Here is a 15,796-nt window from a genome sequence, read left to right on the forward strand (position 1 = left end):
CTGCAAAGATCAAGAGCCCCTCACCCTAGCCCTCTCCCGCACGCGGGAGAGGGGACCGTTCGGTGCAGGATGAAGCTATGTCGTCAGCCGGCACGATCTGCCCCCTCTCCCTGAGGGAGAGGGTTGGGGTGAGGAGGAAAACACAGGCACGGATTTTCCAGGAAAAGACAGTTGCTCCTACGAAAAACCCGAATGAAAAAGGCGCCCGCAGGCGCCTTTTTCACATCGCGGCGAAGGATCAGCCGCGGGTGCCGCTCAGCACCTTGCGGTAGAACAGCACGCAGATCGCCACGAAGACCACCAGGCCCAGCCACTGCGCGGTGTCCTCGAAACTCCCTCCGACCAGGGCCAGGGGCGCGGCAGAACCGGTGGCACCGATGATGCCGGCCAGCAGGATCCCCATCAGGCTCTCGCCGACGATCAGGCCCGAAGCCAGCAGCACGCCACGGCGCTTGGGCTCGTCGGAGTACTTCTCCACGTCCTTGCCGGCGGCTGCCGCGCGCTTGGCCAGCGCGGTTTCCAGCAGCCAGCCGATCACCGCGCCGACCACCAAAGTCATGCCGATGGTCGGCGGCAGGTAGATGCCCAGGCCGACGGCGAGCACCGGCAGGCTGGCCTTGCCGGTACGGCGCAGCAGTATGTCCACGAGGATCAGCGCGATGCCCAGCGCCACGCCGATGAGGATCATGTTCCAGTTCAGCGCGTTGTGGAAAATCCCGCTGGCGATGGCGGTCATCAGTGTCGCCTGCGGTGCAGCCAGGGCGGCGTTCGGGTCCATGCCCTCGCGCGGCAGTGCGCCGGTGAAGCCATAGGCGTTGAACAGCAGCTCCAGCACCGGCGGGATCACCAGCGCGCCGACCAGGCAGCCGACAATCAGCGCCACCTGCTGGCGCCACGGCGTGGCGCCGACCAGATAACCGGTCTTCAGGTCCTGCAGGTTGTCGTTGGAAATCGCCGCGATGGCGATCACCACCGAGGTGGTGAACAGCGCCAGGGCAATGGCGAGCTTGCCGCCCTGCTGGTCGAGGAAGCCGGTCTCCAGCGAACCGACGCCGAGAATCAGCAGCGACACCAGGATCACCGCGATGATGCCGATGCCGGAGATCGGGCTGCTCGACGAGCCGACCAGGCCCGCCATGTAGCCGCAGGCGGCGGCGATCAGGAAGCCGAAGAAGAAGGCGAAGATCACGCAGACCGCCACCAGGCCCCAGAAGCCGACGCCCTTCAGGTCTGGCGCCGCGTCGCTGAGGAAGTAGGAGAAGACCACGAACAGCGCCACCAGCAGGAAGCCGGCGATGGCGACTATCCATTTCGCGGACAGGTCCTGCTCGGTGCGCAGGTCACTGACTTCGCCGCGGCCGCGCACGGCACTGAGCGACGACCAGACACCCTGCACCATGGGTTTGAACAGCGTCGCCAGGGTCCACAGTGCGGCGATGCCGATGGTGCCGGCGCCGAGGAAGCGCACCTGGCTGCTCCACAGTTTGGTGGCCAGCTCCGGCAGAGTTTGCCCCGCCGCCAGCACGCTGTTCACCGAGAGCAGCGGCACCGCCACGCCCCAGGCGATGACCACGCCGATCAGGATGGCGATGCCGGCGGTGATGCCCATCAGGTAGCCGGCGCCGACCAGCGCCAGGGAGAAGCCGGTGGACAAGCGGAACGCCGCCTGCCCGGCGGTGATCCAGAAGCTGAAGCCTTCGGCGAGCACCTTGAAGCCACTGCTGAACAGGCTGAAGGCCGCCGCGACCACGCCACCGGCAAGGATGTCGCGCAGGCCCGGGCCGCCGGCTTTCGCAGGCTTGCCGGCCTTCTCCTCTTCCTCGTCCTGGCTGCCGACACGGAGGATTTCCGCCGCCGCCACGCCCTCGGGGTATGGCAGGCTGCTCTGCACCACCATGACCCGGCGCAGCGGAATGGTGTAGAGCACGCCGAGGATGCCGCCGATGGAGCAGATGGCCGCCGTCTGCCAGAACGGGAAGCCGCTCCAGTAGCCGATCATCAAGAGGCCCGGAAGGATGAAGATGATCGAGGACAGGGTGCCGGCCGCCGAGGCCTGGGTCTGCACCATGTTGTTCTCGAGGATGTTGGAGCCGGAGAAGTAGCGCAGCACGGCCATGGAAATGACTGCCGCGGGAATCGACGAGGCGAAGGTCAGGCCGACCTTGAGGCCGAGGTAGACGTTGGAAGCGGTGAACACCACGGTGATCAGCGCGCCGAGGATCAGGCCGCGAACCGTCAGCTCGGCGAGGTTGGACTCGTCGGGAATCCGTTCTTGCATGTAGGCAGTCTCTTCATAAAGCGGAACTGCCAAAGCGTAGGACAGTGCGCCAGCCGCCGCGACCCAGAATGGCGACGAATGCGGTCTGCCGTGCGGCTTTGTTGCCTTAAGTCACGGGGATGACGGTAATTTCCGAGTCGCCGCGCCGTCTGTAGGAGCGAGCTTGCTCGCGAACGGATTCCCGGATGACTCCGGAGTTATGCGGTTCGCGAGCAAGCTCGCTCCTACAAATCAAACCGCCAATCCGTGTGGCGAACTCAGAACGGTTTGTCTCCCAGAATCGTCGCACGGTGCATCACGCGCCGCTGCGGGCGGTAATCGTCCACCGCGTAGTGCTGGGTCACGCGGTTGTCCCAGAAGGCCACGTCGTTTTCCTTCCAGCGCCAGCGCACGGTGAACTCCGGACGCGCGAAGTGGGCGAACAGCAGGTCGAGAATGGCGCGGCTTTCCGCCGGCTCCAGCTCGTTGATGCGGGTGGTGAAGCCGTCGCTGACGAACAGCGCCTTGCGCCCGGTGACCGGGTGCGTACGGATCACCGGGTGGCTGCGCGGCGGGTTCTTCCTCCGCGCCTCTTCCAGGCGCGCGAGGTCCGCGTCGGTGGCACCGAAGCGCTCCTGGGGGAAGGACTTGCTGATGTCGTGGGTCGCGGTAAGGCCGTCGAGCAGTTGCTGGAGCGGTTTCGACAGCGCCTCGAACGCCGCGATGCCGCTGGCCCACAGGGTATCGCCACCGTAGGGGGGCAGCTGTTTGGCGGCGAGTACGGCGCCCAGGGCCGGGGTCTCCAGGAAGGTCACGTCGGTGTGCCAGATGGCGTTGTCGCGCACGTCGGTGACGGCGGTATCGAGGACGATGACTTCGCGCTGCTCCGGCGAGCTGGGGTAGATCGGGTGGATGTGCAGGTCGCCGAAGCGCGCGGCGAAGTTCGCCTGCTGGCTCGGCGTCAGCGGCTGGTCGCGGAAAAACAGCACGTGGTGATCGAGCAGGGCCTGCTCGATCTGTCGCTGCGCCGCGTCGTCCAGCGGGTCGGCCAGGCGCACGCCGGAAACGACGGCGCCCAGGGCCGGGCTGATGGGTTCGATGTTCAGGGTGGTCATGTTCGTGTTCTCTCGTGAGGTTCACGGGAAGAGGCGTTCTCTCCCCTGCCCTCGCCGGCTAGGCGAGGGTGTCGAATCGGTGGATTTATTCCCAGGAAGCAAAGCGCTTCTGCAGCCAGCGCAGCCCCAGCTCGAAGCTCAGCGCAATGGCGGCGATCAGCAGGATGCCCAGCACCACCACGTCGGTGGCGAGGAACTGCGCGGCGGACTGCACCATGAAGCCCAGGCCGCGGTTGGCGGCGATCAGTTCGGCGGCGACCAGGGTCGACCAGCCCACGCCCAGGGCGATGCGCAGGCCGGTCAGGACTTCCGGCAGCGCGCTGGGGAGGATGACGTGACGCACCACCTGCAGGCGGCTCGCGCCCAGGCAGCGCACGGCCTGGATGCGCGACTTGTCCACGCGACGCACGCCGGCAGCGGTGGCGATCAGCAGCGGCGCGAACAGGGCGAGATAGATCAGCAGCACCTTGGACAGCTCGCCGATACCGAACCAGATGACGATCAGCGGCAGGTACGCCAGCGGCGGTACCGGGCGATAGAACTCCACCAGCGGATCGAACGCCGCGCTGACCAGCGGATTGAGGCCCATCAGGATGCCCAGCGGAATCGCCGTCAGCACCGCAGCGCCCAGCGCCAGCAGCACACGCATCAGGCTGGTGCCGACGTGTTGCCACAGCGAGGCGTCGACGTAACCTTCGGCCAGCACGCGCTGGAAGGCCTCCACCAGTTGCTCCGGGGCCGGCAGGAACAGGGTGTCGACCCAGCCCAGGTGCGTGGCCAGCCACCAGAGCACGAAGACGCCGACGATGCTGCCGGCGGCGGCCCAGCGGCGGTAATCACCCGGTACGCTACGGGCTTTCGGCGCGGCGGCGGGGAGTTTGGCGGCGAGGGTTTCAGTGGGCATGCTCGGCCTCCGGTTCTTCGAGGAACTCATCGAGAAGCAGTTGGCGCAGTCGCGCGAATTCCGGGTCGGACTTGATGCTGCGCACCGGCTCGTCGGCGGCGTAGCGGCGGGCGAAGTCCAGCGACAGGCGCTTGACGATGCGCGCCGGTGGCCCGTCCATCACCACCAGGTCAGTGGCGAGGAACAGCGCTTCGTCGACGCTGTGGGTAATCAGGAACAGGCCCTTGCCGGTCTTGCGCCACAGGTCGAGTGTCAGCACCTGCATGCGTTCGCGGGTCAGCGCGTCGAGCGCGCCGAAGGGTTCGTCGAGCAGGAGGAAATCCGGTTCCACCGCCAGTGCGCGGGCGAGGCCCAGTCGCTGCCGCTGGCCGCCGGAAAGTTGCGAGATGCGGTAGTCCGCGTGCTCGCCCAGGCCCACCAGTTTCAGCACCTCGTGGGCACGGGCATTGCGCTCGGCAGCGCCCACGCCGCGAATGCGCAAGCCCAGGGCCACGTTGTCCAGGGCGTTGAGCCAGGGCATCAGGGCGTCATCCTGGAACACCACGCCGCGTTCGCCGCCAGGACCTTCGAGGGTCCGGCCATCGATCTGCACGCGGCCGCTGTCCGGCGCCTGGAAGCCTGCCAGCACGTTGAGCAGGCTGGACTTGCCGCAGCCGGACGGGCCGAGCACCACCAGGGATTCGCCCTTGGCCAGGCTGAGAGTGAGGTCCTGCAACACGACGCGCTCGCGTCCGCGCTGCTGGAAAGTGAGGCTGACCGCCTCGGCCGTCAGACGGCTCATGTTCTGCCCTCCGTAGGGTGAGAAGGATTACGTAGCGCTTTTCTGTAGGAGCGAGCTTGCTCGCGAACCCAGGTCTGCTCCGAAGCTCGGGCGAGTTCGCGAGCAAGCTCGCTCCTACGAAGAGCAACTCGTCAGCGCTGCCCGACCTGCACGCTCTCCGCCTGGCGCACGTATTCCGCGCTGACGTAGGGCGAGTAGTCCTTGAGTACCGAAGGCACGCGCTTCTGCTCTTTCAGGAAGGCAGCGGTGCCAGCGATGTCCTTGGCGGTGCCACCACCCAGCAGTGCGGAAGACAGCTGCGCCTGGGATTCAGGGAAGGCCGAACCGGCCAGCAGCTCAGGCACATCCTTCGGGTCGGCGCCGGTCAGCTTGGCGATCTTCTTCACCTGCTCGGAATCGGCGGTCCACTCGGCCTTGTGGGCGTTGTAGTCGGCGAAGGAGTCCAGGCTGACCTTGGCGAACTTGGCGATGACTTCCGGGTGCTTCTCGGCGAAGTCCTTGCGAGCGACCCAGACCTCGAAGGTCGGTGCGCCCCACTGGCCGACTTCGGCGGCGTCGGTCAGTACCTTGCCGGATTTCTTGATCTCGCCCAGGGCGGGCGACCAGACGAAGGCGCCATCGATGTCGCCACGGCGCCAGGCGGCGGCGATCTCGGTAGGGTTGAGGTTGACGATCTTCACTTTGCCGGGGTCGATGTTCCAGTGCTTGAGCGCACCCAGCAGGCTGTAGTGCGAGGTCGACACGAAGGGCGTGGCGATGGTCTTGCCGACCAGGTCCTCGGGCTTCTCGATCTTGCTGCCGTTGCGCACCACCAGGGCCTCGGCGGCGTTGATCTGCGCGGAGACGATGAAGGCGACGATCGGCAGGCCACGGGAAGTCGCGGCAGCCAGCGGGCTGGAGCCGAGGTTGCCCAGTTGCACGTCGCCCGAGGCAATGGCGGCGACCACTTCCGGGCCGCTGTTGAAGCGGCGCCAGTCGAGCTTCTCGCCGATGACTTTCTCGTAGGTACCGTCGGCCTGGGGCACCTTGGTCGGGTCGATGCCGGTCTGGTAGCCGAGGGTGATATCGGCCTGGGCGGCGCCAGCGACGCCGACCAGGGCAAGCGCGGCCAGCAGGCGGCGCGGGGCACTGATGTGTTTCATGTGGAGCTCCTGGAAATGCGTACAAAGGCGGCCGGCCGGGCCGTGACGGGCCGCTAGGGAGAGCGGCGGGAAATAGCGGATCAGTTGCTCGCCACGTCCGGCTGCCAGACCGGCACCGCGCGGGCATCGACAGGTTTGGGCAGCAGACCTTCGGCGTAGAAGGCGTCGGCAATGCGTTGCTGCTCGTCGAGGCCGTCCTTGCGCACCGGCTGCACGTCATAGCTGCGGCGGGCATTGGCCTGTTCGACGGTGGCGACATCGAGGTTGCCCCACAGCGGGCCGAGCACCTTGGCGGCGTCGGTGGGGTGTTCCTTCACCCAGCGGCCGGTCTTCTGCAGTTCGGCGAAGACCTGCTTGAGCACTTCCGGGTGAGCCTTGGCGTACTCGGTGGACGCCAGGTAGTAGCGCTGGTAGCTGGCCAGGCCCTTGCCATCGACCAGCACGCGGGCATTCTGCTGACGCTGGGCGCTGGCCACGTACGGGTCCCAGGTCACCCAGGCATCGACCTTGTGGTTCTCGAAGGCGGCGCGGCCATCGGCGGGAGTGAGGTACGCCGGCTGGATGTCGGAGAACTTCAGCCCGGCCTTCTGCAGGGCGGCGATCAGCAGGTAGTGGCTGCCGGCGGCCTTGGTCACGGCCACACGCTTGCCTTTGAGATCGGCCAGGGAGTTGAGCGGCGAATCGTGCGGCACCAGGATCGACTGCGCGGTGGGCGACGGGGTTTCGCGGGCGAAATAGGTCAGCTGCGCGCCGGCGGCCTGGGCGAAGACGGGTACGGTATCGGCGACGTCGGCGGACAGGTCGACGTTGCCCACATTCAGCGATTCGAGCAGCGGCAGGCCGCTGGGGAACTCATGCCAGGTGACCTTGATGCCCTGCTTGCCCAGTTCGCGCTCCAGGTTGCCCTGGGCTTTCACCACGGTCAGCAGCGTGGAGGACTTCTGGAAGCCGATGCGCAGGGTCTGCTCGGCCTGGGCGGACAGGGCGCCGAACAGGGCGACCGACGCGCTGAGGCCAACGGCGAAACGGCGCAGGAAATGACTGCGGGACATGGATACGGCTCCTCGGGTACGGGTTGGCCGCCCGCAGAGCGAGGCGGACCACTGGACAGGTCAGGTGATGCTGGATGAGTCCGGTGGTCCGGTAGAGCGAAGATTACAGGTATAAAAAATCCAAAATAAATAATTTTTAGTTCTTAACTAATGCCGGACGGATTTACCCGCCGATCAGTGCGCAGCCCCCAGCAGCCGGGCCCTCAAGCCTTCCGCGCGGAGACTCGATTGCGCGGCCTCGCGAGCCACCGCCAGCGCCTGGATGGCCAGGTTGGAGAAATGGCTGCTGCGGCTGAAGCTCAGCCCGGCGCCAGCGGCGATGTCGTCGTCCAGTTGCGCGGCGGCCTGTTCGCTGAGCACCAGTCCCAGCCCGAGGAGCCGCAATAGATCAGAACTTTGCGCCAGTTCCAGCCGCTCTGCCGCATGCAGTGCAAGACCGAGGGCGACGTTGGCTTCCAGCAGCAAGGCCAAGCCATCGCACAGCGAACGCCGAGGCGTGATCGCCAGCCCCGGCGGCAGGAGGATGTCTTCCGGATGCAGACGCAGTTCGTTGCACTGCGCACCGCCGCGCAGCACCAGGCCCGCACGGGCGCCGGGCAGCGCGGCGAGGAGGAAATCGCGACCGGGTTCGTACCAGGCGCGCAGCACCAGCCAGTCGGCGGCTTCGACGGTGAAGGCGTCCCACTCCGCGCCATTGACGCGGAAACCACCGCGCACATGTTCGGCGGCTTGCAGCGACTGCCCGTCCCCCAGCGCACCCCACAGCGGCTCGCGCAACAGTGTCAGGTTGAGCAGGCGCTGCACCTGCTCGCGGCTGCCCAGCAGGCTGACCCGCGCCAGCTGCAGGTGGTGGACGGCGAACAGCCGCGCCAGCCCGCCGTCCCGCTCGCAGAGATCGCGCAGGGTTTGCAGGATGTCTTGCCAGGGACTGGCGCTACCGCCCAGTTGAGCCGGCAGGGACAGCCGCAACAGGCCGGACTCGCGCAGGGCGCGAGCCCAGGTTCCGGCCGTGCTGGGAACAGGCGGTGCGACCGGCCGGGTCGCAGCCAGCCGGAATGGAACAACGCTCATGGACACCTCTGGAAAGACGCGAGGATCAGTGGCCTGGGCGTTGGGCGCGCGGGTGGACTGAAGCGGAAACGGAGCCTCGAACAACCCCGTTACGCCGTCGGGCAGAGCCGGCGGCCGGGGCGGCACTTAGAACCATATCCAAGCACCGCCGCAAGGTTAAATAACCTTTTTGCCTTAGCTGAGAACCCGCCACTCAGTGGAATGAGGTGGTGAAGGAGGTATCGATCACGCTGGAGGTATCGAAAGCCTTGGGCAGCGCGCCAGTCTGCAGGAGGAAGTCGGCGGTGCCCTGGTAATCGGCGGCGGCCTGTTTATCCACCGGGCCGACGCTCATGGCGGCCTGGCCGATCCAGTGGCGCGACACGGACTGGTCGAGGTTGGCCTTTTTCGCCCAGATATCGGCGTACTGCTCCTTGTGCGCCTCGACCCAGGCGCGGGCCTTCTGCAGGCGGCCAAGGAAATCGGCGATCTGCTCGCGCTTGGGATCGATGGAATTGGCATTGGCAGCGATGCTCGACAGCCCCGGCATCAGGTCGCGGGCAGTGAGGATCGGGCGCGCGCCGGAGAATACGATCTGCTGCGAGATGTAGGGCTCCCACACCGGGAAGGCATCGATGCTGCCGCGCGGCAATGCGGCGGCGGCGTCGATGGGCATCAGCTTGACGAACTCCACGTAGTCGCTGGGCAAGCCGGCCTTCTCCAGCGCACGCAGGGTTAATTGCTGGCTCCAGGCGCCCGGCCAGTAGGCGACCTTCTTGCCCTTGAGGTCAGCGATGGTTTTCACCGGCGAATCCTTGGGCACCAGCAGCGCAATGGTGTCCGGGTTCTGCCGGGAGATACCGATCAGCTTCACCGGCGCACCCTTGGCGGCGAGGAAGATGAAGCCCGAGTCGCCAAGGAAGCCAAGGTCCAGCGCGCCGGCCTGCAGGCCTTCGGCCACCGGCGCGGCGGACTGGAAGTGCTTCCAGTCGACGGTGTAGGGCGCACCTTCAAGCACACCGGACGCTTCCATCGATGCGCGCACGTTGTAGTAGTTCTGGTCGCCCACCCGCAGGGTCGGCAGGTCGGCAGCCTGGGCCAGCGGCGCGCCCAGGACGAGCGCGGCGAAGGTGGCGCGCAGGCGTTGCTTCAGGTTCATCGAAAAGCTCCTCAGCCGGCGCGCCGCAGTTGCGGCAGGCGGGCGATATGGTCGTGGATGGCGGGAATCAGGCCCTGGCCGTAGCGCACGGCATCACCGAGCGGGTCGAAGCCACGGATCAGGAAGGTGGAAACGCCCAGGCGGTAGTACTCGCCCAGAGCGGCGGCGACCTGCTCGGGCGTGCCGACCAGCGCAGTGGAGTTCCAGCGCGCACCGGTAAGCCGGGCCACGCCGGTCCACAGGCGTGTGTCGAGCACCTCGCCCTGCTGCGCCGCGGCCAGCAGGCGCTGGGAGCCAACGTTTTCCGGCTGGTGGTCATTGAGCGGCAGGCCCAGGCGGCTGCGGTTCTCCCGCACCTGTTCGAGCACTTCGGCGGCGCGCTTCCAGGCAGCTTCCTCGGTGTCGGCGACGATGGGGCGGAAGGACACCGAGAAGCGTGGATCACGCCCCTGGGCATGGGCGGCAGCCCGCACGCGGCGGATGTGGCCGTCGACGGCGGCCAGCGGCTCGCCCCAGAGCATGTAGGTGTCCGCGTGCTTCGCCGCGACGTCGATGGCGGCATCCGAGGAGCCGCTGAAGTAGATCGGGATGTGCGGTTTCTGCTGCGGGCGTACGGCGGGCGAAGCGCCCTGGAAGCGGTAGAACTCGCCATCGAAGTCCACCGGGCCTTCAGCGGTCCAGATGTCGCGCAGCGCTTGCAGGTATTCGTCGGTGCGGGCGTAGCGGCGGTCGTGTTCGAGGTAGTCGCCGTCGCGGGCGAGGTCTTCGTCGTTGCCGCCGCTGACCACGTTGAGGGCCAGGCGGCCATCGCTGAACTGATCGAGGGTGGCAAGTTGCCGGGCAGCCAGAGGCGGCGCGATCACACCGGGTCGATAGGCCAGCAGGATGCCCAGCCGCCGGGTAGCGGCAGCGACGAAGGAACTGACCACCGCTCCTTCGGCGGCATTACTGAAATACCCCACCAGCACGCGGTCGAAACCAGCGTCCTCATGGGCCTGGGCAAAGCGCCGGACGAATCCGGCATCCACCGCCTCCCCCAGCGGCTGGTCCACCTCGGAACTCGGGGTGGCGGTGATCATGCCGAGAATTTCCACGCTCACTGTGTTGCCCTCGCCTGGGCCGCTGCATAAGGTCGGCGGCTTTCGTTATAAGAAAAACGTCTGTTTAGACGTTGTTCTTAGAAGCTATAGGCAAGCTCTTCATGATGGAAATTCATTTTTGTCATATCCTAATATGCTAAATACGCATATTCAGACGCGACCAAGTTGCAGAGCGGAATTTTCGCGTTTCTACAAGGGCAGCAGGTGCAGCCAATCAGGATCGTAGGGCGCATAACGCGCCAGCGTTATCCGCCGCGAGGTACATCGGCGGATAACCCGTTCCGGGTTATCCGCCCTACGAGAGAGACGTGGCGTTGAGGGGTTCGCGAGCAAGCTCGCTCCTACAAGGTGGAAGTGGGTACAGCGAAGTCAGCTCGTCGCGATATCGAGACCTTCGGCCACGGCCTGGCCGAACAGCCGCGCCGGCGATTCGAGATTGCCCAGCAGGCGCGGGCGCACCAGCCAGAGCTGGATCAGCGGCTGGAAGTCGTCCAGTTGCAGCACGCGCAACTGCTCGCGGTAGCGACTGCGCGCCAGGGCCGGCGTCGGCACGAGGCCCAGCCCGCGCCCTTCGGCCACAAGGCCCAGCTGCAGCTCGCTGCCGAAGGTTTCCAGGTTCAGTTGCAAGCCCAGCCCCTGATCGGCCAGCGCGCGTTGCAGGCCGGCGCGGAAGCCACAGCCGTCGGGGTTGAGCACCCAGCCGTGCTGGTAGCAGTCGAGCAGGCGGCGGGCCTTCACGTCACTGTCGCGCGCGGCCACCACGCACAACTCCATGCGGCCCAGCGCGGTGGCGCCGAGGTCATCGGGGAACACCTTGCTCGGCGGGAACAGCACCACGGCCGCGTCCAGCTCAGCATTCTCCAGCCGAGCCAGCAGATGGCTGCCCCAACCGCTGCTGACCTGCGCGCGCAGCTCCGGGTATTCACCGGCCAGCCGCCGCAGGGCCTCCAGCAACACCACTTCGCCGATGCTCTGCGGCACGCCCAGGCGCAACACGCCGCTGGGCGCGCTGTCGCTGGCCACCAGCTCACGCAGGCCGTCCACCTCGCGCATCACCCGCAAACACTGCTCGAACACGCGGCGCCCGGCGGCAGTGGGTTTGAGCGGTTTGGTGTTGCGGTCCAGCAGCTCCACCCCGAGGGACTCCTCCAGGCTCTGCACCCGCCGGGTGATGGCTGACTGGGTCAGGCCAAGACTCTCGGCGGCCTGGCTGAGGGAGGCGTTGCGGATCACCGCGACGAAGGCATCGATGTCGTCGATCTTCATGGGGCTGGCACCAATTGCATTTCTCGCATATTAGCTTAGATTCAAAATGCATTTCAGGAATAAAAATGCGTTTGCTACCGTAGCGCCAGATCCTTCCGGAGTGAATCCCCCGCATGTCAGCTCCCCTTCGCCTCGACCGCCTGCGCCAGTTCATCGGCGATCTGGCAGCCCTGATCGACACCGCCCCCGACGAAGCCGCGCTGCTCGCCGAAGCCCGCCCGTTGCTCGCCGAACTGGTGCGCCATGACGACTGGCTGCCCGAGGACTACGCCCGCCCCGACCCGCAGCGCTACCAGCAGTACCTGCTGCACGCCGATTCGCGGCAGCGCTTTTCGGTGGTCAGCTTCGTCTGGGGCCCGGGCCAGCGCACGCCAGTGCACGACCACCGCGTCTGGGGCCTGATCGGCATGCTGCGCGGCGCCGAGTATTCGCAGCCGTTCGCCTTCGCCGCCGATGGCAGCCTGCAACCCGTGGGCGAGCCACATCGCCTGGAGCCGGGCGAAGTGGAGGCGGTGTCACCCCGTATCGGCGACATCCACCAGGTCAGCAATGCCTTCGCCGACCAACCCTCCATCAGCATCCACGTCTACGGCGCCAACATTGGCGCGGTGCGGCGTGCCGTCTTCAGCGCCGAAGGTGAAGAGAAACCCTTCATCTCCGGCTATTCCAACAGCCAGTTGCCCAATATCTGGGACCTGTCGAAAGAGAACCCTGCATGAGCCAGATCATCCGTCGTTCCTTCCACGATATCCGCGCCGCCCTCCTCGCCCGCCAGGAGTTGGCATTGCTGGACGTGCGCGAGGAAGACCCATTCGCCCAGGAACACCCGCTGTTCGCCGCCAACGTGCCGCTGTCCAAGCTGGAGCTGGAGATCTACGCCCGCGTGCCGCGCCGCGATACGCCGGTCACCGTTTATGACGACGGAGAAGGCCTGGCGCAGATCGCCGCGCAGGGCCTGCTGGCGCTGGGCTACAGCGACGTGGCCATTCTCGACGGCGGGCTCGCCGGCTGGCGCGAGGCCGGTGGCGAGCTGTTCAAGGACGTGAACGTGCCGAGCAAGTCGTTCGGCGAACTGGTGGAGGCCGAGCGCCACACCCCGTCGCTGGCCGCCGAGGAAGTGAAGGCGCTGCTCGACGCCCAGGCCGACGTGGTGGTGCTCGACGCCCGCCGCTTCGACGAATACCAGACCATGAGCATCCCCAGCGGCGTCAGCGTGCCAGGCGCCGAACTGGTGCTGCGCGTCGCCGAGTTGGCGCCGAACCCGGCCACCCGCGTCATCGTCAACTGCGCCGGGCGCACCCGCAGCATCATCGGCACCCAGTCGCTGGTGAACGCCGGCATTCCCAACCCGGTGTCGGCGCTGCGCAACGGCACCATCGGCTGGACCCTGGCCGGCCAGCAGCTGGAACACGGGCAGGCACGGCGCTTCGCCGAGGTTTCCGCCACTACTCGCGAATCCGCCGCCCAGCGCGCCCGCGCCGTGGCTGACCGCGCAAACGTCGCGCGTATCGACCTGGCCGGCCTGCGCCAATGGCAGGGCGAAACCGAGCGCACCACCTACCTGTTCGACGTGCGCACGCCGGAAGAATACGAAGCCGGCCACCTGCCGGGTTCGCGCTCGACTCCCGGCGGCCAGCTGGTGCAGGAAACCGACCACGTCGCCAGCGTGCGCGGTGCGCGTCTGGTGCTGGTGGACGACGACGGCGTGCGCGCCAACATGAGCGCCTCCTGGCTGGCCCAGATGGGCTGGCAGGTGGCAGTGCTGGATGGGCTGTCTGCCGCCGACTTCAGCGAACAGGGCGCGTGGAATGCGCCGCTGCCGCCCAAGCCTCAGGCCGAGACCATCAGCCCGCAGACCCTGGCCGACTGGCTGCGCGAACCGGGCACCGCCGTGCTCGACTTCACCGCCAGCGCCAACTACGTGAAGCGCCACATCCCCGGCGCCGCCTGGGCCCTGCGCAGCCAGCTGAAGCAGGCAGTGGCGCAGCTGGGTAATGCCGAGCGCTATGTGCTCACCTGCGGCAGCAGCCTGCTGGCGCGCTTCGCCGTGGCGGAAGTGGAAGCCCTGAGCAACAAGCCGGTGTTCCTGCTCGATGGCGGCACCGGCGCCTGGGTCGCCGCCGGCCTGCCCACCGAGGAAGGCGAAAGCCGCCTGGCGGCACCGCGCATCGATCGCTACCGCCGCCCGTACGAAGGCACCGACAACCCGCGTGAAGCCATGCAGGGCTACCTGGACTGGGAGTTCGGCCTGGTCGAACAACTGGGCCGCGACGGCACCCACGGCTTCTTCGTGATCTGACCCGCGCCGAAAAGCACAGCGCCCGCCGACAGTCTCCTGTGGGCGGGCGCTTTGCGTTCCGGGATCAGTTCGCGGGGCCGCGTCGCCACTGCGGCAGGCCGATCAAGACCACCGCGCTGATGATCACCGCCATCGCCAGGGATTCCGCCAGGCCGATGTGCTCGCCGGCGAATACCACGCCGAGCATTACCGCCACCGCCGGGTTGACGTAGGCGTAGCTGGTCGCCGCCGCCGGGCGCACATTGGCCAGCAGGTACATGTAGGCGCTGAAGGCGATGATCGAGCCGAAGACCACCAGGTAGGCCAGCGCGCCCCAGCCGGCGGCGGTGGGCATCTGCTCCAGGCGCTCGCCGCTGAGCAGGCTGCCCAGCAGCAGCACGCCGCCACCCACCAGCATCTCCACCGCGCTGGCCATGGCGCCGGCGGGCAGGTCCAGGCGCCGGCTCCACACCGAGCCGAAGGCCCAGGTGGCCGCCGCAAAGATGATCAACGCCGCGCCCGCCGGGCTGCCCTGCAGGTTCGAGCCGAGATTGAGCAGCACGATGCCGAACAGGCCCAGGGCGATGCCGGCCCACTCCAGCGCGTTGGTCCTGTTGCCGAAGAAGCGCCCGAACACCAGGGTGAACAGCGGCACGGTTGCCACGGCCAACGCCGCCACACCCGAAGCCACTCCCCAGTGCTCGGCCACCGTCACCCCGCCATTGCCGCAGCTGAGCAGCAGGATGCCAATGGCGCCCGCCGACAAGCACTGCTTGAGGCTCGGCAGCGGCGCACCGCGCCAGAGCATCCAGGCGAACAGGATCGCCCCGGCGATGATGAAGCGGCAGCCGGCCATCAGCATCGGCGGCCAGGATTCGACACCAATGCGGATGACCAGGTAGGTCGAGCCCCAGATGAAATAGAGGGCGAAAAACGCGGCGATCAGGGTCAGGGAGACGCGGGCTCTGGGCATGGGCAGGGTGGTCATGAAAGGGGCTCGACAAGGCGGGTGGGGCGATTCATTTTATGCAGGCATCCACCCACGGATAAGGCACAGACAACGCCAATAGCGGCGTAACACTTTTCAATCGATGGATTTTCCGGTCATTTCCCGTTGAATCTGTTTTAACCCGAATGCCGAGGCAAGACTGATGGACAAATACGACCGCGCCCTGCTCGCCGCCCTGCTGGAAGACGGCCGCCTGTCCTTCGCCGAACTGGCTCGACGCATCAACCTCTCGCCTCCCGCCGTGGCCGACCGCGTGGCGCGCCTGGAAGCCGAAGGCGTGATCACCGGCTACCACGCCAGCGTAGACCTGTCGAAGATGGGCCGTTCGATCCAGTGCCTGATCGAGATGCGCCTGAACGACCACCGCAGCAAGACCATGCTCGACCCGCTGCTGGAAATCCCGCAGATCATCGACTGCTACCGCATCACCGGCGAGGCCTGCGTGATGCTCAAGGTAGCGGTGAGCTGCACCCAGGAACTGGAAGAGCTGATCGACCGCCTCGCCCAGTTCGGCACCAGCAAGACATCACTGGTCCTCTCCACGCCCTTCTCCCGGCGAATCCATCCGGGGATGTTGCAGGGTGGCTGAGGACCTTTCTAGAAGGGAATTGCAAGGGGAAGAATCTCTCCTACGGAAGCGACCTGGCGAGGCCCGCCCGCCGGCTTTCTGTAGGAGCGAGCTT

14 protein-coding genes are annotated in these 15,796 nt (G+C 66.8%); 3 read left to right on the top strand and 11 right to left on the bottom strand.

Annotated elements, in window-relative coordinates; genetic code table 11:
* Window positions 1–238: 238 nt before the first annotated feature.
* From RS899_RS22685 to RS899_RS22730, 10 genes are all read right to left on the bottom strand, one after another.
* A complete protein-coding gene (locus RS899_RS22685; RefSeq protein WP_054906497.1) occupies window positions 239–2,278 on the bottom strand; it encodes an OPT family oligopeptide transporter in 2,040 nt (679 codons plus the stop codon).
* A 257-nt stretch (window positions 2,279–2,535) separates the two neighbouring features.
* Entirely contained in the window at window positions 2,536–3,372 is an 837-nt protein-coding gene (tauD, locus tag RS899_RS22690; protein ID WP_054906496.1) for a taurine dioxygenase, read from the bottom strand.
* A gap of 85 nt (window positions 3,373–3,457) precedes the next feature.
* Window positions 3,458–4,276 (bottom strand): ABC transporter permease subunit, encoded by an 819-nt coding sequence (locus RS899_RS22695; protein WP_054906495.1) that lies wholly within the window; start codon window positions 4,274–4,276, stop codon window positions 3,458–3,460.
* Window positions 4,266–5,057 (bottom strand): taurine ABC transporter ATP-binding protein, encoded by a 792-nt coding sequence (locus RS899_RS22700; RefSeq protein ID WP_315808121.1) that lies wholly within the window; start codon window positions 5,055–5,057, stop codon window positions 4,266–4,268. The genes RS899_RS22695 and RS899_RS22700 overlap by 11 nt, the downstream gene beginning before the upstream one ends.
* Before the next feature lie 131 nt (window positions 5,058–5,188).
* Window positions 5,189–6,199: a taurine ABC transporter substrate-binding protein gene (gene tauA / locus RS899_RS22705; RefSeq protein ID WP_024764758.1), complete on the bottom strand. Its 1,011-nt coding sequence runs from the start codon at window positions 6,197–6,199 to the stop codon at window positions 5,189–5,191.
* Between the two features lie 80 nt (window positions 6,200–6,279).
* Window positions 6,280–7,251, bottom strand: a complete 972-nt coding sequence (locus RS899_RS22710; protein WP_054906493.1) for an aliphatic sulfonate ABC transporter substrate-binding protein — start codon at window positions 7,249–7,251, stop codon at window positions 6,280–6,282.
* Between the two features lie 174 nt (window positions 7,252–7,425).
* Entirely contained in the window at window positions 7,426–8,322 is an 897-nt protein-coding gene (locus RS899_RS22715; RefSeq protein WP_315808122.1) for an acyl-CoA dehydrogenase, read from the bottom strand.
* A 193-nt stretch (window positions 8,323–8,515) separates the two neighbouring features.
* Window positions 8,516–9,460 (bottom strand): ABC transporter substrate-binding protein, encoded by a 945-nt coding sequence (locus RS899_RS22720; protein WP_315808123.1) that lies wholly within the window; start codon window positions 9,458–9,460, stop codon window positions 8,516–8,518.
* A gap of 11 nt (window positions 9,461–9,471) precedes the next feature.
* Window positions 9,472–10,539, bottom strand: coding sequence for an LLM class flavin-dependent oxidoreductase (locus RS899_RS22725; protein WP_315808124.1), 1,068 nt, complete (start codon window positions 10,537–10,539; stop codon window positions 9,472–9,474).
* A gap of 390 nt (window positions 10,540–10,929) precedes the next feature.
* Window positions 10,930–11,826: a LysR family transcriptional regulator gene (locus RS899_RS22730; protein ID WP_315808125.1), complete on the bottom strand. Its 897-nt coding sequence runs from the start codon at window positions 11,824–11,826 to the stop codon at window positions 10,930–10,932.
* 113 nt (window positions 11,827–11,939) lie between these two features.
* Between RS899_RS22730 and RS899_RS22735 the strand changes: the two genes are divergently transcribed.
* Both RS899_RS22735 and RS899_RS22740 read left to right on the top strand, forming a co-directional pair.
* Window positions 11,940–12,545, top strand: a complete 606-nt coding sequence (locus RS899_RS22735) for a 3-mercaptopropionate dioxygenase (RefSeq protein ID WP_054906488.1) — start codon at window positions 11,940–11,942, stop codon at window positions 12,543–12,545.
* Complete coding sequence (locus RS899_RS22740; RefSeq protein WP_315808126.1) at window positions 12,542–14,125, top strand: rhodanese-related sulfurtransferase; 1,584 nt, start codon at window positions 12,542–12,544, stop codon at window positions 14,123–14,125. The genes RS899_RS22735 and RS899_RS22740 overlap by 4 nt, the downstream gene beginning before the upstream one ends.
* Before the next feature lie 64 nt (window positions 14,126–14,189).
* Here the strand turns inward: RS899_RS22740 and yedA are convergent, their stop codons facing one another.
* Window positions 14,190–15,077, bottom strand: a complete 888-nt coding sequence (yedA, locus tag RS899_RS22745; protein ID WP_233297584.1) for a drug/metabolite exporter YedA — start codon at window positions 15,075–15,077, stop codon at window positions 14,190–14,192.
* A 178-nt stretch (window positions 15,078–15,255) separates the two neighbouring features.
* Here yedA and RS899_RS22750 point away from each other — a divergent pair, with 178 nt between their 5' ends.
* Window positions 15,256–15,702, top strand: coding sequence for an Lrp/AsnC family transcriptional regulator (locus RS899_RS22750; RefSeq protein ID WP_054906486.1), 447 nt, complete (start codon window positions 15,256–15,258; stop codon window positions 15,700–15,702).
* The last annotated feature ends 94 nt before the right edge of the window (window positions 15,703–15,796 follow it).

Origin of the sequence: Pseudomonas sp. C9-3, assembly GCF_032392015.1 — a bacterium.
Lineage (GTDB): Bacteria > Pseudomonadota > Gammaproteobacteria > Pseudomonadales > Pseudomonadaceae > Pseudomonas > Pseudomonas nitroreducens.